Source organism: Jejuia spongiicola (assembly GCF_023502325.1).
Taxonomy (GTDB): domain Bacteria; phylum Bacteroidota; class Bacteroidia; order Flavobacteriales; family Flavobacteriaceae; genus Wocania_A; species Wocania_A spongiicola.
The window spans coordinates 527,564-545,773 of sequence record NZ_JAMFLZ010000001.1 but is presented as its reverse complement, the minus strand read 5'-3'; the positions used below and the strand labels follow the sequence as shown (position 1 = coordinate 545,773).

At 30.7% G+C, this 18,210-nt stretch carries 20 protein-coding genes; 8 read left to right on the top strand and 12 right to left on the bottom strand.

From position 1 onward, the window contains the following. Positions 1-2: 2 nt before the first annotated feature. Complete coding sequence (locus M3P09_RS02570) at positions 3-1,139, bottom strand: Mrp/NBP35 family ATP-binding protein (protein ID WP_249971903.1); 1,137 nt, start codon at positions 1,137-1,139, stop codon at positions 3-5. Between the two features lie 333 nt (positions 1,140-1,472). On the opposite strand from M3P09_RS02570, the gene M3P09_RS02565 reads away from it, so the two are divergent. Next, on the top strand, positions 1,473-1,862 hold the full coding sequence (locus M3P09_RS02565; RefSeq protein ID WP_249971902.1) for a hypothetical protein: 390 nt from the start codon (positions 1,473-1,475) through the stop codon (positions 1,860-1,862). A 3-nt stretch (positions 1,863-1,865) separates the two neighbouring features. Here M3P09_RS02565 and M3P09_RS02560 read toward each other — a convergent pair whose 3' ends face one another. The 3 genes from M3P09_RS02560 to trmB are packed head-to-tail and all read right to left on the bottom strand — an operon-like array spanning position 1,866 to position 3,503. Further along, positions 1,866-2,195, bottom strand: coding sequence for an MGMT family protein (locus M3P09_RS02560; protein WP_099564773.1), 330 nt, complete (start codon positions 2,193-2,195; stop codon positions 1,866-1,868). Position 2,196: 1 nt separating this feature from the next. Then, on the bottom strand, positions 2,197-2,826 hold the full coding sequence (locus M3P09_RS02555; protein ID WP_249971901.1) for a LysE family transporter: 630 nt from the start codon (positions 2,824-2,826) through the stop codon (positions 2,197-2,199). Further along, positions 2,826-3,503 (bottom strand): tRNA (guanosine(46)-N7)-methyltransferase TrmB, encoded by a 678-nt coding sequence (trmB, locus tag M3P09_RS02550; protein ID WP_249971900.1) that lies wholly within the window; start codon positions 3,501-3,503, stop codon positions 2,826-2,828. The genes M3P09_RS02555 and trmB overlap by 1 nt, the downstream gene beginning before the upstream one ends. A 250-nt stretch (positions 3,504-3,753) precedes the next feature. Here trmB and M3P09_RS02545 point away from each other — a divergent pair, with 250 nt between their 5' ends. Beyond that, positions 3,754-4,809, top strand: a complete 1,056-nt coding sequence (locus M3P09_RS02545) for a glycosyltransferase (RefSeq protein ID WP_249971899.1) — start codon at positions 3,754-3,756, stop codon at positions 4,807-4,809. Here M3P09_RS02545 and M3P09_RS02540 read toward each other — a convergent pair. Continuing rightward, positions 4,783-5,820 carry a sensor histidine kinase gene (locus M3P09_RS02540; protein ID WP_099564777.1) on the bottom strand — a complete coding sequence of 346 codons (1,038 nt, stop codon included), beginning with the start codon at positions 5,818-5,820 and terminating at the stop codon, positions 4,783-4,785. The two genes, M3P09_RS02545 and M3P09_RS02540, sit on opposite strands and share 27 nt — an antisense overlap. 90 nt (positions 5,821-5,910) lie before the next feature. Next, a complete protein-coding gene (locus M3P09_RS02535) occupies positions 5,911-6,594 on the bottom strand; it encodes a response regulator transcription factor (protein ID WP_249971898.1) in 684 nt (227 codons plus the stop codon). A gap of 202 nt (positions 6,595-6,796) precedes the next feature. Here M3P09_RS02535 and M3P09_RS02530 point away from each other — a divergent pair, with 202 nt between their 5' ends. From M3P09_RS02530 to M3P09_RS02520, 3 genes are all read left to right on the top strand, one after another. Further along, the gene (locus tag M3P09_RS02530) at positions 6,797-7,138 is read left to right on the top strand and encodes a T9SS type A sorting domain-containing protein (protein ID WP_099564779.1); all 342 of its coding nucleotides are present in this window, start codon (positions 6,797-6,799) and stop codon (positions 7,136-7,138) included. A gap of 122 nt (positions 7,139-7,260) precedes the next feature. Beyond that, on the top strand, positions 7,261-8,241 hold the full coding sequence (locus M3P09_RS02525; RefSeq protein ID WP_249971897.1) for a LuxE/PaaK family acyltransferase: 981 nt from the start codon (positions 7,261-7,263) through the stop codon (positions 8,239-8,241). Positions 8,242-8,280: 39 nt separating this feature from the next. After that, positions 8,281-8,727 (top strand): YHS domain-containing (seleno)protein, encoded by a 447-nt coding sequence (locus tag M3P09_RS02520; RefSeq protein ID WP_249971896.1) that lies wholly within the window; start codon positions 8,281-8,283, stop codon positions 8,725-8,727. A 119-nt stretch (positions 8,728-8,846) separates the two neighbouring features. Here the strand turns inward: M3P09_RS02520 and tyrS are convergent, their stop codons facing one another. Together tyrS and M3P09_RS02510 are read right to left on the bottom strand one after the other, a co-directional pair. Continuing rightward, positions 8,847-10,142, bottom strand: coding sequence for a tyrosine--tRNA ligase (gene tyrS, locus M3P09_RS02515; protein WP_249971895.1), 1,296 nt, complete (start codon positions 10,140-10,142; stop codon positions 8,847-8,849). A 106-nt stretch (positions 10,143-10,248) separates the two neighbouring features. Continuing rightward, positions 10,249-11,154 (bottom strand): endonuclease/exonuclease/phosphatase family protein, encoded by a 906-nt coding sequence (locus tag M3P09_RS02510; RefSeq protein WP_249971894.1) that lies wholly within the window; start codon positions 11,152-11,154, stop codon positions 10,249-10,251. A 90-nt stretch (positions 11,155-11,244) separates the two neighbouring features. On the opposite strand from M3P09_RS02510, the gene M3P09_RS02505 reads away from it, so the two are divergent. Next, positions 11,245-12,252 carry an NAD-dependent epimerase/dehydratase family protein gene (locus M3P09_RS02505; protein ID WP_249971893.1) on the top strand — a complete coding sequence of 336 codons (1,008 nt, stop codon included), beginning with the start codon at positions 11,245-11,247 and terminating at the stop codon, positions 12,250-12,252. On the opposite strand, the gene M3P09_RS02500 is transcribed toward M3P09_RS02505, so the two are convergent. The 3 genes from M3P09_RS02500 to M3P09_RS02490 are packed head-to-tail and all read right to left on the bottom strand — an operon-like array spanning position 12,218 to position 14,913. Continuing rightward, positions 12,218-12,838 (bottom strand): DUF4296 domain-containing protein, encoded by a 621-nt coding sequence (locus M3P09_RS02500; protein WP_249971892.1) that lies wholly within the window; start codon positions 12,836-12,838, stop codon positions 12,218-12,220. The genes M3P09_RS02505 and M3P09_RS02500 overlap by 35 nt on opposite strands. Next, on the bottom strand, positions 12,835-14,181 hold the full coding sequence (locus M3P09_RS02495; protein WP_249971891.1) for a dihydroorotase: 1,347 nt from the start codon (positions 14,179-14,181) through the stop codon (positions 12,835-12,837). The genes M3P09_RS02500 and M3P09_RS02495 overlap by 4 nt, the downstream gene beginning before the upstream one ends. A 9-nt stretch (positions 14,182-14,190) precedes the next feature. Continuing rightward, complete coding sequence (locus tag M3P09_RS02490; protein ID WP_249971890.1) at positions 14,191-14,913, bottom strand: polyprenol monophosphomannose synthase; 723 nt, start codon at positions 14,911-14,913, stop codon at positions 14,191-14,193. 120 nt (positions 14,914-15,033) lie between these two features. On the opposite strand from M3P09_RS02490, the gene M3P09_RS02485 reads away from it, so the two are divergent. Then, positions 15,034-15,678, top strand: coding sequence for a DUF4271 domain-containing protein (locus tag M3P09_RS02485; protein ID WP_249971889.1), 645 nt, complete (start codon positions 15,034-15,036; stop codon positions 15,676-15,678). A gap of 26 nt (positions 15,679-15,704) precedes the next feature. After that, positions 15,705-16,454, top strand: a complete 750-nt coding sequence (locus tag M3P09_RS02480) for a uroporphyrinogen-III synthase (protein ID WP_099564789.1) — start codon at positions 15,705-15,707, stop codon at positions 16,452-16,454. Between the two features lie 77 nt (positions 16,455-16,531). Here M3P09_RS02480 and pckA read toward each other — a convergent pair whose 3' ends face one another. Next, positions 16,532-18,148 (bottom strand): phosphoenolpyruvate carboxykinase (ATP), encoded by a 1,617-nt coding sequence (pckA, locus tag M3P09_RS02475; protein WP_249971888.1) that lies wholly within the window; start codon positions 18,146-18,148, stop codon positions 16,532-16,534. Positions 18,149-18,210: the final 62 nt, after the last annotated feature.

Genomic DNA, 18,210 nt, shown 5'->3' with positions numbered 1-18,210 from the left:
AACTATTTTTTAACTGCTGAACATCCAGCCATTGTTGTAATTTTTATTGCTTCGGTTGGAGGCAAATCGTCATTTCGTCTTACCACTTCTTCTACTACATTTTGAGTTAATTTCTCAAAAGCTTGTTCTAACGGTGTTGCCGTTTGCAATGCTGCTGGACGACCAGCGTCACCTGCCTCACGAATACTTTGCACTAATGGCAGCTCACCTAAAAAGGGTACTTTTAAATCTTCCGAAAGGTTTTGTGCCCCTTCTTTTCCAAAGATAAAATATTTATTATCAGGCAGTTCTGCAGGTGTAAAATAAGCCATATTTTCTATAATACCTAAAACTGGCACGTTAATACTGTCTTGTTGGAACATAGCCACTCCTTTTTTAGCATCAGCCAATGCTACATTTTGAGGGGTGCTAACAACAACAGCGCCAGTTATTGGAAGCGATTGCATAATGCTTAAATGAATATCGCCAGTTCCTGGTGGTAAATCAATTAGCATAAAATCAAGTTCTCCCCAATGCGCATCAAAAATCATTTGATTTAATGCCTTAGCCGCCATTGGTCCTCGCCAAACTACGGCTTGATCAGGTTTTGTAAAAAATCCAATTGATAATACCTTAACACCATAATTCTCTACCGGTTTCATTTTAGATTTTCCTTCAATGTTTACAGCCAACGGTCGTTCGCTTTCAACATCAAACATAATAGGAATCGATGGTCCATAAATGTCTGCATCTAAAACACCTACTTTAAACCCCATTTTAGCTAAAGTCACAGCTAAATTAGCAGTAACTGTAGATTTCCCAACACCTCCTTTTCCAGAGGCAACAGCTACAATATTTTGTATTCCAGGGATTGGATTACCCTTTATAACATTTGCTTTAGGTTTTGCTGGCGCATCAACCTTAACATTAACCGTAATTTTGGCCTTCTCATATACTTGCTCATGAATGGTTTTAAGGATATCAACCTCAACACGCTTTTTTGCTTGTAAACTTGGGTTTGTAATTGTAATATCTACTATAACCTCGTCTCCAAAAGTGATAACATTTTTTACAGCTTTACTCTCAATCATATTCATTCCTTCTCCAGGAACGGTAATAGATTCGAGTGCTTTTAATATATCTTGTTTATTTAACTTCACTATATTCAATTTAGATTTATTCTAAAGTACAAATATACAGTGAATTGTTTAGAATTTAAAGTGGTTTAATTGAAATGATTTATGTGGTAATTGGGTTTATTTATATAGTAAAAATTCATTTTAACGGTAAGCATTTTTTAAATATTTTAAAAGAAAGAAGTATTATCCTACATGAAAAAAAATTCAACAAATATTTTATTGATTAAATAGCTAAAATGCAATTTAATACGCTGAAACACTGTGTGTGAAGCACTTACTGTGACTTTGGCATTGATATTGTTTCTTAACACTATATAATCTTCTTGGTTTTTAATCAAGATTAAATTAAAAAAGATGTTTTCATTTAAGAAAAAAGTAATGAAAGAAGATGCAAAATTCATTATTGATATTGTATCAAACTATTCTAGTAATGAATCTATTAAAAAGCTAATATCTCCAATATCTGACGAATATTTTTTAATAGATCGAAAAAACAAAATATCTATTTGTATTAGTGATGGTGAAGTAACCCTATCTAATCACACTTTTTTATATAAAAAACTGTTCAATTTATCGTTCACAGATAGGCTTAAAAAGCAAATAAAAGAACACATGGAACAAGAAATGCAACTTTTAAAGCAATCTCTTTTTAAAAATGAGACAGAATTGCTTTCAAAAATTTTAACTATTACAAATAAAAAGACAAAGCCTGTTATTATAAAGCATAATTTTAAATCAAGCTAATAATTACTTTAATTCGTTTGGATCCCAATATACACTTTCAAGGTTCTGGATTTGATTATCAACAACTTCTATACCTTCACTTTCCAAAAGCTGTTGCATTAAGTTAGTACCGTCAAAATGATGCTTCCCAGTTAACAAGCCTTTCCTGTTAACAACACGATGTGCAGGTACATCTTTACCTCCAGACCCATTCATAGCATAACCAACCATACGCGCGCTTCTAGCAGCTCCTAAATACCTTGCAATAGCTCCATAACTTGTTACTTTTCCGTAAGGTATTAATCGAGCAACTTCGTAAACTTTATCGAAAAAATTTAAAGTTTCTGGTTTCATTTTACAATTCTTTAATGATGTTTATAAGGGTTATTATCGAAATCACTCCTGTAATGCCTCCAATAATATAATTCATACTTCTTTGAGATGTAAACGTCTTTTGCTTGATTTTATCAAAAAAGAAAATATACATATATAGCATTACAAAAGTGCCAGAAGCTGCACCTGCAACATATGATATAATACTTATTTGATCGAATTTTAACCACCCGAAAGAGGCTAAAGTAATAGTCATGTATGCTTGATATGGTATAGGAAATACATTTATTGAAGACAAGAATAGGCCTTGAAAAAAACGACTGTGCTTGCTTCTTATTTTAGGTTCTATCTGCTGTTTGGGTTGCTTTTTAGCTATAAACAAAAAATAAATTGTGATTAAAATAAAAATAACTAATGCTACACGCTGAAGAATATCTATAACTTCAGGATGATTACTTAAATATCTTGCGAAAATAGCAGCAATATAAGTTTGGGCAATTACAATAACACAAACACCAATAGAAAATACAATACCCCTAGAATGCCCTTCTTTTAAGCTTATTTTGGCTGCCGTCATATTTAACAAGCCAGGTGGAATAACTCCAACTAATGCTATAAATAATCCTAAAAAAAAGATAAAAGTAATATCCACTAACCTTTAATTTTAAACCTAATATACGTAATTGGTTTGTTTTGTTCTAAATATTGTGATTCATAATACGTTTGAATGCTAGTTACTTCTTCTGGACTCCCTTCTTGTTTATACACATTATGGTTTGCATAAAGTACCTCGTGTCCAGCTCCGTGCAACAGCCCAAGTGTATAACCATGCATAAACTCGCTATCGGTTTTTAAATTAACTACGCCTTCTGGTTTTAAAATGGTTTTATAACGTTTTAAAAAGGTCGCATTAGTCATGCGATGTTTTGTACGCTTGTATTTTATTTGAGGATCGGGGAAGGTAATCCAGATTTCATCAACTTCGTTTTCTGCAAAGGCATAATCTATAAGTTCAATTTGCGTACGTAAAAACGCTACGTTTTCTATTTCGTCTTCAATAGCTGTTTTTGCACCTCTCCAAAAACGAGCTCCCTTTATATCTATTCCAATAAAATTTTTATTGGGATATTTTTGAGCTAAAGCTACGCTGTATTCTCCTTTGCCACACCCTAATTCTAAAACTAACGGATTATTGTTTTTGAAAACCGCTTTTTGCCAATTGCCTTTTAAATTGAAATTTGAGTTTACTAACTCATCTCTTGTTGGTTGAAACACATTAGTAAAGGTTTCGTTTTCTTTAAATCTTTTAAGTTTATTTTTGCTTCCCACTATTATTTAAAATTTTGGTAAAATTAAGGAAATATACGCGAGTGTTTATATGCTTATCTTTGATTTTAATGAAAATTTGCGTGAGGGATTGATACGACATCCTTTTTTGTGCAGACTAAGGTCAGTTGATTGAAAATATGATTATAATGTATTTACGCATTTGATGAAATACTGAAACAAGTTCTGCACAAGAAAAGATAAAGTGGAAAGCCCGACTTGAGTTCGCGAAAGGCACGCCCAAAATATTACAATGAAAAAACGAATACTAATAGCACCGCTAAATTGGGGTTTGGGTCATGCTACTAGATGCATCCCTATTATTAATGCTCTTATTGATTATGGTTTTGAACCCGTTTTAGCAAGCGATGGAAATGCTTTGTTACTCTTACAAAAGGAGTTTCCTAACCTTTCCTCTATTGAATTACCATCGTATAATATTACTTATGCTAAAAGTGGAAAGCTTTTTAAATTGAAATTATTAAAAGATTCTCCAAAGCTTATTAAGGCTATTAAATCTGAAAAAAAAGTACTAAAAGAAGTTATTGAAAATAATAATATTTCAGGAGTTATTTCAGATAACCGATTGGGTATATACAGCAAAAAAATTCCATCTGTTTTCATTACGCATCAATTAAATGTTTTAAGTGGGAACACAACATGGTTAAGCACAAAAATGCATCAAAAATTTATACACAAATTTGATATTTGCTGGGTTCCAGACATAGAAGACAGCACCAATTTAAGTGGAAAATTAGGGCATGCCGACTCGCTTAAGATTTCTAAAAAATATATTGGTCCTTTAAGCAGGTTTAAAAGAGAAAGCTTAAACATAGTAAATGATATTTTGGTTATACTTTCTGGTCCTGAACCACAACGAACTTTGCTTGAAGAAAAGTTACTAGTTGAATTAAAAAACTATAATGGGAAAATTATTTTTGTAAAAGGTGTACTTGAAAAAAAACAAGCCAGAAAAAGAATTGGTAACATGGTTATTTATAATTTTATGACTTCTGAATTACTCGAAAAAACTATAAATGAAAGTGCTTTAGTAATAGCTAGATCTGGTTATACTACAATAATGGATTTAGCGAAGCTTAATAAAAAAGCCTTCTTTATACCAACTCCAGGACAATTTGAACAAGAATATTTAGCCAAAAGATTAACCCGTTTAAATTTAGTTCCAAGTTGTAGTCAAAATGATTTTACAATAGAGAAACTCAAAAAAACAGACCACTTTAAAGGTTTAGAATCTTTTGATAACTGCGAGGATTTTAAAGATTTATTCAGCCTTTTCGAGCGTGAATGAAAACTCACTACCTACACCAATTTCACTTTCTACATATATTTTTTCGTCGTGAGCTTCAATAATATGTTTTACAATTGATAAGCCTAAGCCTGAACCTCCAACTTTTCTATTTCCTGTTTTATCTACTCTAAAAAAACGTTCAAACAAACGAGGTAAGTGCTTACTATCAATACCTTCGCCATTATCAGTTACTCTAACAATAACCTTGTTTTTTATTAAATTCTCTACACTAATCTCAGTTGTTCCTTTTTCTTGACCATATTTTATAGAATTTACAAATAAGTTTGCCAATACCTGCTGGATACGTTCCTTATCTGCTTTAACCAAAATAGGTGTTGTATAATCCGTATCAAAAGTGAGTGTAATACGTTTTTTATGAGCTCGCATTTCAAACATATCAAAAACACTTTTTACAAGCTCTACTATATCAAATGTTTCTATATTTAAACTTAAATCTCCAACTTCTAATTTGGTAATCATATCCAAATCTTTTACAATGTAACTTAGTCTTTCAACTCCTTTATTGGCTCTTTCTAGATATTTTTTTCTTATAGTTTCATCATCTAAAGCACCATCTAATAGTGTTAAAATGTAGCCTTGAACTGTAAATAAAGGTGTTTTTAATTCGTGGGAGATATTGCCTAAAAACTCTTTTCTGTATTTCTCTCTAACTTTTAGTGTTTCAATTTCTAGCTTTTTATCACGTGCAAACTTATCTATCTCTTCAGTAAGCGTTCCCATATCAGTAGTAATAGAACCTCTAGTTAAACTTGCAGACTCTAAAAGCGTTAAGTCATCATATATTTTTTTAACCCGTTTATATATAAAACGTTCAACTCTTAATTGAATAACTATAAACGAAAACAAGTAACAAGTTATCGCAAACGCTATAATTAGCACCCAATTAATCGAATAAAACATATATAAAAAAACACTCATCAAGAGCGTTATAAAAAGTGTTATATACAGCGATGTTTTAATCGCAAAACGATATGTTCTTTTTAATTTCATCTGTTATAACAAATGTTATTTAGCGGTCAGAGTAACATTAATTTAACCTCAATTAATCTTTCAAAGTTCGGTAATGTATACTTCCTTTTGCTAATCTACAAATTTATACCCAACACCTTTAACTGTTTTAAAACTATCGTTTCCTATTTTTTCTCTTAACTTCCTAATATGAACATCAATAGTTCTTCCTCCAACCACAACTTCATTTCCCCATACTTTATCAAGAATTTCGTCTCGTTTAAAAACTTTTCCTGGTTTTGAAGTTAATAAAGATAATAATTCAAATTCCTTTCTAGGTAAAAGAATTTCTTTTCCTTTTAAAATAATTTTATATTCATCTCTATCAATAATTAAATCTCCTATTTTTACAACATTTTCTTTCTTTTCATCCTCTTTATAGCGTCTTAAAAGTGCTTTTACTTTACTTACTAACACTTTTGGCTTAATTGGTTTTGTAATGTAATCATCTGCGCCAGCTTCAAACCCCGCAAGTTGAGAGTAATCTTCTCCTCTGGCAGTTAAAAAAGTAATGGTAACATCTTTTAACTCTGGTATAATTCTAATTTGTTCACAAGCTTCAATACCATCCATTTCAGGCATCATTACATCCAAAATAATTAAATGGGGTAATTCTTTTTTAGCTTTTTTAACGGCTTCAACACCATTCTCTGCTGTAATTATTTGATAGCCTTCATTTGACAAATTATAACCAACAATTTCTAAAATATCTGGCTCATCATCTACTAATAATATTTTAATATCTTTTTTATTCATTGTAAAATATACAGTTTCTATCTTTCTTGAGTAAAGATAAAACTAATAACATAATTTTATTAAAAACCTAAAACAAAATAACATTAAGGTAACGTACAACTTACACTTAATTAACCTTTCGATAAAATGTACAAATCTTTAACACTTTTTTTGGTATAACTTTTGAAGTAATTTATTACTTTTATATCAGCGAAAGTTTAATATGAGAAAAAACTACTTTTTAACTACATTTTTGGCTTTAATGTTTTTTGTAACCCAACAAGGGTTTACACAAGCAGACATTAATAATGTCCCTGTGCAACAAAACATTGAAGGACTTTCTATTTACCCAAACCCTGTTAATAACGGTAAACAGTTTATATATATTACTTCAAAAAAGAATTTTACTAAAAAAATTGAAATCTTTAATCCTTTAGGAAAACAAATTTTGTCAACTATTTTAATAGGAAAAGAGTTAAATATAGCGAAATTAAGTACAGGTGTTTACATTTTAAAGATTACCGAAAATAATATTAGTGAAACACGAAAATTGGTTATTAAATAGAAATAATACACTTATAATATATTTTAAAAGCGTTGCTAATAGTAACGCTTTTTTATTTTTATACTTTTGCCAACGTTACAGATATAAACACAAAACTGTTTTTTTGAACCGATTATAGCTTAATGATAGACAGTAATACCATTTTTAATATTAATAATCAAACAGAGTTTGAAGATTTAGCAATACAAGTTTTCAATTATCAGTTTAAAAACAACCGTGTTTATAGATCATTTTGCGACTTACTTTATAAACATCCAAGCGATGTTAAAACCATAAAGGATATTCCTTTTTTACCTATTCAATTTTTTAAGTCACACGAGATATTAAGTTCTAAAAATAAAGCTGAAACCATTTTTACAAGTTCTGGCACTACAGGAAGCAAAACAAGTAAGCATTATGTAACAGATTTAGAAATTTATAAGCAAAGTTTTACTAAAGGCTTTTTACAGTTTTATGACAATATTGAAGACTATGTAGTTTTAGCTCTATTGCCTTCGTATTTAGAACGCGAAGGCTCATCATTAGTCTATATGGTTAGTGAAATGATTTCACAGTCTAAACACCCTGAAAGCGGGTTTTATCTCAATAATTTTTCTGAATTAAAAGACACTTTAATTTCTGTTGATTCACAAAATAGAAAAGTATTACTTATTGGGGTATCGTTTGCTCTATTAGACTTAGTTGAAACCTACCAATTCAACCTTAATAATACTATTATTATGGAAACAGGGGGTATGAAGGGTAGAAGAAAAGAATTAATTAGAGCCGATTTACACAAAAACTTAAAAGCTGGTTTTGGTGTTGAAAATATACATAGCGAATATGGTATGACAGAACTTTTGAGTCAAGCATACTCTAATGGAAATGGTATATTTAATTGCCCCAATTGGATGCGTATATTAACACGAGATACAGAAGATGCCTTAAGTATTCAACCATCAGGAAAAACAGGTGGAATAAATGTTATCGATTTGGCGAATATTAATTCCTGCTCATTTATAGCTAATCAAGACTTAGGAAGAACCTTCAAAAATGGTTCTTTTGAAGTTATTGGTCGTTTCGATAATTCTGATATTCGAGGTTGTAATTTAATGGTTTTATAGCAAACTGTAAGATGTTTAATAGTTTTCGACTTACATTTTATGAGAAACTTAATATTTATTTTTCTATTTACAGTAACGTCCTCTTTTTCTCAAACCAAAGATTATAATGTTAAAAAGGGCTACGTAGCTAATGGTTATGATGTTGTTGCCTATTTTGAAAACAAGATTACTGAAGGAAACAAGGAATTTATAGCAAAATTTGAAGGTGTTAAATACAAATTCTCTTCTCAAAAAAATCTAAACACTTTTAACGAAAATCCAAGCAAATATGCCCCTCAATATGGAGGTTACTGTGCTTATGCCATTGCCATTAAATCCGATAAAGTTTCTATCAATCCGAAAGCTTTTGAAATTAGAGACGGTAAACTTTATCTGTTTTATAATGCTTGGGGAACAAATACTTTAAAATTATGGCAAAAAGAAAAACCTGAAGCCCTAATTAAGAAAGCAGATAAAAACTGGGAAATAATAAAATTTTTAAAATAAAATTCTATATCTGTAAGATTAGAAAAACCATTTCGACAAAACACTCAGCTAAGAAAAAGAAAAATTAGTTTTTTAGTTGGTTGGTTAAAAAAAAGCCTGAGTTAAAACTCAGGCTTTTACTATTTTATTGATAAAACAAAGTAATTCTTTTTACCTCGTTGTAGTAAAACAAACTTATTATTAATTAAATCTTTAGATGTAATTTTATAATCTTCTTTAACCTTTTCTTTATTCACAGATATAGAGTTTTCTTTTAAAGCACGACGCGCTTCTCCATTCGATTTTAAGAAACCTCCCTTTTCTGCTAATGCAGCAATAATATCTAATCCGTTTTCAATATCAGATTTTAGCACTTCGGTTTGTGGTACGCCATCAAAAACATCTAAAAATGTTTGTTCATTTAATTGCTTTAAGTCGTCACTTGTTGATTTTCCAAATAAAATAGCGCTCGCTTTTACAGCATTATCTAGATCTTCTTTAGAATGAACCATCGTTGTTATTTCTTCAGCTAAACGCTTTTGCAAAACACGTAAATGCGGCGCTTCATTATGTTCTTTTACTATGCTTTTTATATCTTCTTCATTTAAAAAAGTAAATATTTTAATATACTTTTCTGCATCCTCATCACTTGAATTTAGCCAGTATTGATAAAATTTATATGGTGATGTTCTATTAGCATCTAACCAAACATTTCCCCCTTCAGATTTACCAAATTTAGATCCATCAGATTTTGTTATTAATGGGCATGTAATTGCAAAACCTTTTCCGCCGCCAACTCTTCTTATTAATTCTGTACCTGTTGTAATATTACCCCATTGGTCGCTTCCACCCATTTGAATTGAACAATTGTTTTCTTTATATAAATGAAGAAAATCGTAACCTTGTACTAATTGATAAGTAAACTCGGTAAAACTCATACCTTCTGATGATTCAGATGAAATTCTGTTTTTTACAGAGTCTTTAGCCATCATATAATTAACGGTAATATGCTTACCAACATCGCGAATAAATTCTAGAAAAGAAAAGCCTTTCATCCAATCGTAGTTATTCACCAAAATAGCTGCATTCTCAGCATCGCTTTCAAAATCTAAAAAATGAGCAAGCTGATTTTTTATAGATTCTTGATTATGCCTTAATGTTTTTTCATCTAATAAATTACGTTCATTTGATTTTCCTGACGGATCACCAATCATTCCAGTTGCGCCTCCAACCAAAGCAACAGGTCTGTGCCCGCAACGTTGGTAATGAGCCAGCAACATAATAGGTACCAAATTTCCAATGTGTAAAGAATCTGCAGTAGGATCGAAGCCGACATAAGCACTACGCATGCTCTCCATTAAATGCTCATCTGCTCCAGGCATAACGGTATGTATCATACCTCTCCAAGTTAATTCTTCAACAAAATTCTTTATCATTATTTAATATTTTTAATAAACTGTAGCAAATATAAAAATACGTGAAGAATTACTAAGCTATTCGTGATGATTCTTTAAATATTCTGAAAAAAACTAACGCAAATACTTACATCCCTATCAATTCTATGCCCACAGGGTAATGATCAGACAAGTACCAGTTTGGTTGTTTATTGTATACTTGAGCGCTTACAAGTTTTTTACTCAATTGGGGTGAAACAAAAATATAGTCTATCCGCTCTAAGCGATTTATTAATTCTTCAACTGACTCAGAATTTATTTTCCCTAAAGGTCTTCCTGGAAAACTTCCACGCTCAGCCATACTATTTGAAAACTTTTGACAGGCATCAACAAGTGGAAAAGCCATAAAATTTGAAATTACTGAATAATCCATTTCATTATTTGTTAGGTTCCCTTCTTCTCCTTTATTCTTGTTTGAAAGCCTTAGCCTATCTAATAAAATGTTATTCTTATATAAATCTGCATCCATTGGCGAATGTGCATTAAAGTCGCCCATCACTAAATAATTTGGGTTACTTTTTGCCGCTATTCTCATTTTTTTTAGAATGATTTTGGCTTCTTTTTGCCTTTTTTTATAGCTAGATGGTGAAAAATGAACCACAAATACATCAAAACCTCCTGTTTTACAATGTAAAGCACCGTGGTGCATGCCTTCAAAAATGGTTTCCTTTACTTCTATCGGGAATTTAGAGGTTAAACCAACTGAATATCCATTTTCTTTTAGTAAAACAGAATACGAGTGTCCCCAATTTTTAGCATCTTCTTCTAACTTTTTTGGAGTATAATTGACTAGCTCTTGCAGTCCAACAATGGTTGGTTCCTCAGAATTAACCCAATTAACTAAATCTCCTCTTCTTTTTTCATCTTTACCAAAATCATATCCATTCCAAATATTATAAGATATAATTTTAACTGTTTTATTTTTCTGTTGAGAGAAACTAAAAACTCCAATTAACAATGTTAGAGTAATACTGAAATAATACTTTCTTACCATTTATGTTATTTCTTTAAATAGTAAAAATAGCAATTATATTCATGACGCAATATAAATGAAAGTAGTACAAATATTTACTATTTTAGTCGCATGATTTTAGTTACTGGTGGCACAGGTTTAGTTGGTGCGCATTTACTTTATAAACTTGTTAAAAACAACGAAACAGTTCGAGCTATTTATAGAACTGAGCGCAAACTTAACAATGTGAAAAATGTTTTTTCTTGTTATACTGATAACTATGAGTCGCTTTTTAAATCTATCCAATGGATACAAGCAGATTTATTAGACATTCCATTACTATCTGAAGCTTTTATAGGTGTTACATATGTTTATCATTGTGCAGCTTTTGTTTCTTTTGAGCCTAATAAATATCATCTTTTACGAAGAACCAATATTGAAGGTACTGCCAATATTGTTAATCTTTGCATTTCAAATGATATAGAAAAATTATGTTATGTAAGCTCAATTGCAACTACAGGTCATTCTATAAATAACGAACCTATTACAGAGGACACTGAGTGGAATCCTGAAGGCGACAATAGTGTCTATGCTATTACAAAGTATGGTGCCGAAATGGAAGTTTGGCGTGCTACACAAGAAGGGTTGGATGTAGTTATTATAAACCCTGGTGTTATTTTAGGCGCTGGCATTTGGCGCTACGGAACTGGTAATTTATTTAAAAAAGCGAATAAAGGTATTAAATATTACACAGCTGGTTCTATTGGATTGATTGATGTTAAAGATGTTGTTTCAATTATGGTAACTCTTTTGAAAAGTGACATTAAAAATGAACGCTTTATTTTAGTAGCAGAAAATTGGACTTACAAACAGTTTTTACAGGAAATAACTAAAGCTGTACATGCAAAATCACCTAAAAAAGAAGCAAAAGTATGGCAATTACAATTAGCTTGGAAATTAGATTGGTTAGCACATAAATTAACTGGAAAAAGAAGGCAATTAACAAGACAATTAGCCACATCTTTAAACTCAAAAACCAACTACAGTAGTACTAAAATTAAAAAAGCTATTGATTTTGAATTTACACCAATAGATGAAAGTATAACTACTGTTGGAAATCTATATCTGAAACAGGCGTAATTAATTCTTCTGTTTGTGCTCTTAACTTGAATTTGGTTACAGAGTCTTTTTTTATCAACATATTTAAAGAGTCCTTCATTTTTATTAACCGTATTGAATCTTTTTTAATTAATGATTTTACAGAGTCCTTTTTAACCAGTATATCAATATGGTCCTTTAGTTTTGAGATGCTTATCGAATCTTTTTTTATAATACTTTGAATAGAATCTTTAAACTTTTTTTCCTTTTCTTCTTTAAACTGCAAGTCAGCGTATTTATTTTTTAAAGCCTCAAGACTGTCTCTAACTTTTTGATAAATAGCTTCATAATCATCAACATAGTAAGCATAATAATTATTGCTTAAAGCAAACTGCAAACTGTCAATATTATATTTTTTATAAATATAGGCTTCGGCTTGTAAATTATTTTTATCTAAAGTGGTTTTATTTTGTCCATTTGCAGAAGATAGTAATCTTACATCCATTATTATATCAATCATTTTATCCTTTGGGATTAAATTCTCTGGCTTTTTAGGCTTGTCATATTTATAACAAGCGGTAGCCATTAATACAATGACAAAATATGCTAATAATCGTTTTAACATCATCTATTAAAAGTTAATCGTTTTGCAGCATTGACGCTATAAAACTTAAAGTTTTTATATGATAAGCTTCCATTTACAAAGGTATGTGTAATTCTCGATTTAAAAGTTGTTCCTTCAAAAGGAGACCAACCACATTTATATAGAATATTATCTTTTTTTACCGTCCACGGATTATTTAAATCAACCAAAACCAAATCGGCAAAATAACCTTCTTTTATGAATCCTCTTTTTTCAACTTGAAATAATATAGCAGGATTATGGCACATTTTTTCTACTATTTTTTCCAATGAGATTTTATTATTATGAAACATTTCTAACATAGCTGGCAAAGCATGTTGCACTAATGGCCCGCCAGAAGGTGCTTTTGTATAAACGTTTTCTTTTTCTTCAATAGTATGTGGTGCATGATCGGTAGCTATAACGTCAATTCTATCATCAAGCAAAGCTTCCCATAATTGAGCCTTATCTGCTTTTGTTTTTACAGCAGGATTCCATTTAATAAATGTTCCTTTTTCATCGTAATCTTTATCTGTAAACCATAAATGATGAATACAAACTTCAGCAGTAATTTTTTTATCTTTTAAAGGAATACTATTATCGAATAAGTTTGTTTCTTTTCCTGTTGATAAATGGAATACATGCAATCGTGCCCCAGTTTTTTTAGCTAATTCAATAGCTTTTGAAGACGACAGATAGCAAGCTTCTTCGCTTCGTATTTCTGGATGATATTTAATAGGAATATCATCACCATACTTCTCTAAATAGGTTTCAAAATTGGCTTTAATAGTACCTTCGTCTTCACAGTGTACTGCTATTAACAAATTGGTTTTTGAGAAAATATTTTCTAAAACTTCAGGGTTATCAACTAGCATATTCCCTGTTGAAGAGCCTAAAAACAATTTTAGTGCTGCTACATTTTTAGCATCAACTTTTAAAATTTCATCTAAATTATCATTAGTTCCACCAAACATAAACGAATAATTAGCCGATGATGTTTTTGAAGCAATATCAAACTTCTCTTCTAGCTTTTCTATAGTTGTGGTTTGCGGATTTGTATTTGGCATTTCTATAAACGAAGTAATTCCGCCAGCAATAGCTGCTTTAGACTCAGTTTCTATATTTGCTTTGTGCGTTAGCCCTGGTTCTCTAAAATGCACTTGGTCGTCAATAACACCAGGTAATAGATACTTCCCTTCGGCATCAAATACATGCACATCAGCAGATTTGGCACTAATAGATTTGCTTATCTGTTTTATATATTCTCCTTCAATTAATATATCTCCATTAAAAATCTCACCTTCATTTACAATGTTGGCGTTTTTAATAAGTGTTGTCTTTAATGTCATTTTTTACTTTTATTTTTTAAATAAACTTTTCAGCTTCATTGTAATTACTCCAAAAACAGCTTCAGAAATAATTCCTGAACTTAGCTTTGATTCGCCCTGTGTTCTATCCGTAAATATTACTGGAACCTCAATTATTTTGAATTTTTTTAAATAGGCTTTAAATTTCATTTCTATTTGAAATGCATATCCTATAAATTTAATTTTACTCAAATCTATAGTTTCTAGTACTTGCCTTTTATAACAAACAAAACCTGCAGTAGTATCATGAATGCGCATTCCTGTAATTACACGAACATATTTTGATGCTAAATAAGACATAAGCACACGTGCCATTGGCCAATTTACAACATTAACTCCTGTTACATAACGCGAGCCTATAGCTAAATCTGCGCCATCATCTTTACATGCCCGATAAAGTTTAACTAAATCTTTTGGGTTATGTGAAAAATCGGCATCCATTTCAAAAATAAATTGGTAAGATTTATTTAGACTCCAATTAAATCCATGTATATACGCAGTGCCTAATCCTGCCTTTTCTTTACGTATTTCTAAAAATAGTCTATTAGAAAACTCTTCTTGAAGTTCTTTTACTTTTAAAGCTGTTAAATCTGGCGAGTTATCATCTACTATAAGGATGTGAATGTTATCCGATTGAGAAAAAACAGCTCTTATAATAGCTTCTATATTCTCTATTTCATTGTAAGTTGGAATTATAACAACCGTATCTTGCATTTGCTAATATATTGTAATCGTCATATTTTTAGCAAATGTACATCATTTAAAAGTTTATTTTTTTTAAATATTCCTTAATAATTTTAACCAAAGTGTGAATATTTATAATAATTTTAAGGCATGTATCGTAACATCATCTCAAACGAATTATTTACAGTATTAATTATTGCTAGTCTTATCATTATTGCAGCAGCAAAATTGGTAGCACCAAAACGTTTTGGAGATTTTATTTATGTTTTAGGAAACTCTAAATATCTTAAAATATATGCTAGGGACCAGAAATTCTTAGACAAGTTTGACGCTTTGTTATTTTCAAACTTAGTTATTTCAGTATCCATTTTTAGCTATCTAGTTTACCAATACGTAACGGACACTAAAATTATTTCGGTAAATATTCTTTTTAAATTAGTTTTTGGTATTGGTACTTTTATTTTGATAAAAGTACTTATCGAACGCCTATTGGCTAGTCTTTTTGATATTGACAAATTAATAGACAAATACCTATTTCAAAAAATAAGTTATAAAAATTATTTAGGTTTATTATTACTTCCAATAAATGCTATATTAATTTTTACAATTAAGCCTACGTTACCTATTATTTATGCTGTAGTTATTTTATTATTAATTATTAATATAATGGGCGTAATTACTTCATTTAAAACACATCAAAACACAATAAAAAACAACTTGTTTTATTTTATTTTGTATCTTTGCGCTCTCGAAATCGCACCTTACATCATTTTATATAAGGTGTTTATTTCTTAAAGTAAGAAAACAAACTACTTGTGTATATGAAAGTGAAAACAATTTTAGTATCTCAGCCAGAACCTAAAATAGAGAATTCTCCTTATTTTGATTTACAAGAAAAGCAAAAGGTAAAAATAGATTTTAGACCTTTTATTCATGTTGAAGGCGTTTCAGCAAAAGATATTAGACAACAAAAAGTAGACTTAAACAATTATACTGCTATTATTTTAACAAGTAGAAATGCAGTAGATCATTTTTTTAGAGTTGCTGAAGAAATGCGTTTTAAAGTTCCAGATGCGATGAAATATTTTTGTCAATCTGAGGCTGTTGCATACTACCTTCAAAAATATGTAGTTTACAGAAAACGTAAAATTTATGTTGGGAAACGTACATTTGCTGAACTTTCACCTTTAATTAAAAAATACAAAGACGAAAAATTCTTGTTACCAAATACTGATAAAGTAAAACCTGCAGTACCAGAAACTTTGGATGCTTTAGGTGTAAACTGGAAACAAGCTACATTTTACAAAACAGTTGTTAGCGATCTTTCAGATTTAGAAAATGTAACTTATGATGTACTTGTATTTTTTAGCCCGTCTGGAATAGAGTCATTATTTAAAAATTTTCCTGATTTTAAGCAAAATGAAACGCGCATTGCCGTATTTGGAAATACAACTATTAAAGCTGTTGAAGAAAAAGGATTACGTGTAGATATTGCTGCACCAACCCCAGAAACACCTTCAATGACTATGGCATTACAAAAGTATATTGATAAAGCTAACAAGGGTAAGTAAAAACTACTATATATAATAAACAAAAAGGGCCGTTTTATAAAAATGGCCCTTTTGCTTTTGAGTTAGTCACTCTTTTGTTAAAACGCATAGCGTTGTGGTCCGCCTCGTCTTATTTCTTCACTACAATGTTCTTCAAACTTTTTAAAGTTTTCTCTAAATGCATTGGTTAACTTAAATGCTGTTTTATAATAAGCATCATCATCATTCCAAGTAGCTCGGGGGCTCAACACACTTGTTGGCACACCTGGACAAGTTCTTGGCTGCGCTACACCAAATACAGAGTGAATATGATAATCATCATAATTATACAATCCTAAATCACCATTTAGCACTGCATTAATCATTGCACGTGTATATTTTAATTTCATTCTAGTACCAATTCCATAAGGTCCTCCGGTCCAGCCCGTATTAACTAACCAAACATTAACCCCAGATTCTTTCATCTTTTTGCTTAACATTTCAGCATACTTTGCTGGATGCAAGGGCATAAAAGGCGCTCCAAAACACGCTGAAAAAGAAGGCTGTGGCTCAACTACTCCTGCTTCAGTTCCAGCTACTTTTGCTGTATATCCAGAAATAAAATGGTAAGCGGCCTGACTTGGTGTTAATTTAGAAATTGGAGGCATTACACCAAAAGCATCAGCTGTTAAAAAGAATATATTTTTTGGGTTTTTCCCTATAGATGGTATTCTAATATTTTCAATATGATCTATCGGATAACTTACTCTAGTATTTTGTGTAATAGAAGTATCTTCAAAATTAACATGTCCATTTTCATCTAAAATTACATTTTCAAGAATAGCTCCCTTTTTAATGGCATCATATATTTCTGGCTCATTATCTCTGGATAAATTAATAACCTTAGCATAACATCCACCTTCAAAGTTAAACACAGTGTTTTCGTTGGTCCAACCGTGTTCATCATCCCCAATTAAACTTCTATTTGGGTCTGTAGACAAAGTGGTTTTTCCTGTACCAGATAATCCAAAGAAAATTGCAGTATCTTCATTTTTACCAACATTAGCACTACAGTGCATTGGTAATGTGTTTTTAAATACAGGAAGTATAAAGTTTAAAGCAGAGAAAATTCCTTTTTTTATTTCTCCAGTATAACCAGTACCTCCAATTAAAGCAATTTTTTTAGTAAAGTTTAAAATCGCAAAATTATGTTGACGTGTACCATCTTCATCAGGAACCGCCATAAAACCAGGAGCATTAATTACTGTCCATTCTGGATTAAAATCTTTTAACTCATCTTCAGTTGGTCGTAAAAACATGTTTGATGCAAATTGATTACTCCAAGCATATTCATTTACAACTCGAATGTTCAATTTATAATCTTCATCTGCGCAAGCAAAGCTATCTCTTACAAAAACCTCTTTGTTAGATAGATAGTTTACAACCTTATTATATAATGCATCAAACTTATCAGCATCAAAAGGAATGTTAATATCTCCCCACCAAATACGATCTTTGGTAATATGGTCTTTTACAATAAATCGATCTTTTGGAGACCGTCCTGTAAACTCGCCTGTATTAACTGCTAAAGCTCCAGAAGAGGCCTCTTTACCTTGCCCTTTCTCTATAGCAATATCATGAAGTTGATTTGGTGAAAGTTGATAATTTACTTTGGCATTTTTAATTCCGTATTCCTCTAACGAAATCGTTTTCGTAACTTGGTTGTTATTTACCATTTTATGATGTAAAATTATTTATCTGGCAAAATTAAAACTTTATTTTAAAGTATCTACAAAAT

Coding starts and splice junctions, on each gene's coding strand:
- M3P09_RS02565 (WP_249971902.1), top strand. CDS start 1,473: ATGTTTTCATTTAAGAAAAAAGTAATGAAAGAAGATGCAAAATTCATT.
- M3P09_RS02560 (WP_099564773.1), bottom strand. CDS start 2,195: ATGAAACCAGAAACTTTAAATTTTTTCGATAAAGTTTACGAAGTTGCT.
- M3P09_RS02545 (WP_249971899.1), top strand. CDS start 3,754: ATGAAAAAACGAATACTAATAGCACCGCTAAATTGGGGTTTGGGTCAT.
- M3P09_RS02540 (WP_099564777.1), bottom strand. CDS start 5,820: ATGAAATTAAAAAGAACATATCGTTTTGCGATTAAAACATCGCTGTAT.
- M3P09_RS02535 (WP_249971898.1), bottom strand. CDS start 6,594: ATGAATAAAAAAGATATTAAAATATTATTAGTAGATGATGAGCCAGAT.
- M3P09_RS02530 (WP_099564779.1), top strand. CDS start 6,797: ATGAGAAAAAACTACTTTTTAACTACATTTTTGGCTTTAATGTTTTTT.
- M3P09_RS02525 (WP_249971897.1), top strand. CDS start 7,261: ATGATAGACAGTAATACCATTTTTAATATTAATAATCAAACAGAGTTT.
- M3P09_RS02520 (WP_249971896.1), top strand. CDS start 8,281: ATGAGAAACTTAATATTTATTTTTCTATTTACAGTAACGTCCTCTTTT.
- tyrS (WP_249971895.1), bottom strand. CDS start 10,142: ATGATAAAGAATTTTGTTGAAGAATTAACTTGGAGAGGTATGATACAT.
- M3P09_RS02510 (WP_249971894.1), bottom strand. CDS start 11,154: ATGGTAAGAAAGTATTATTTCAGTATTACTCTAACATTGTTAATTGGA.
- M3P09_RS02505 (WP_249971893.1), top strand. CDS start 11,245: ATGATTTTAGTTACTGGTGGCACAGGTTTAGTTGGTGCGCATTTACTT.
- M3P09_RS02500 (WP_249971892.1), bottom strand. CDS start 12,838: ATGATGTTAAAACGATTATTAGCATATTTTGTCATTGTATTAATGGCT.
- M3P09_RS02495 (WP_249971891.1), bottom strand. CDS start 14,181: ATGACATTAAAGACAACACTTATTAAAAACGCCAACATTGTAAATGAA.
- M3P09_RS02490 (WP_249971890.1), bottom strand. CDS start 14,913: ATGCAAGATACGGTTGTTATAATTCCAACTTACAATGAAATAGAGAAT.
- M3P09_RS02485 (WP_249971889.1), top strand. CDS start 15,034: ATGTATCGTAACATCATCTCAAACGAATTATTTACAGTATTAATTATT.
- M3P09_RS02480 (WP_099564789.1), top strand. CDS start 15,705: ATGAAAGTGAAAACAATTTTAGTATCTCAGCCAGAACCTAAAATAGAG.
- pckA (WP_249971888.1), bottom strand. CDS start 18,148: ATGGTAAATAACAACCAAGTTACGAAAACGATTTCGTTAGAGGAATAC.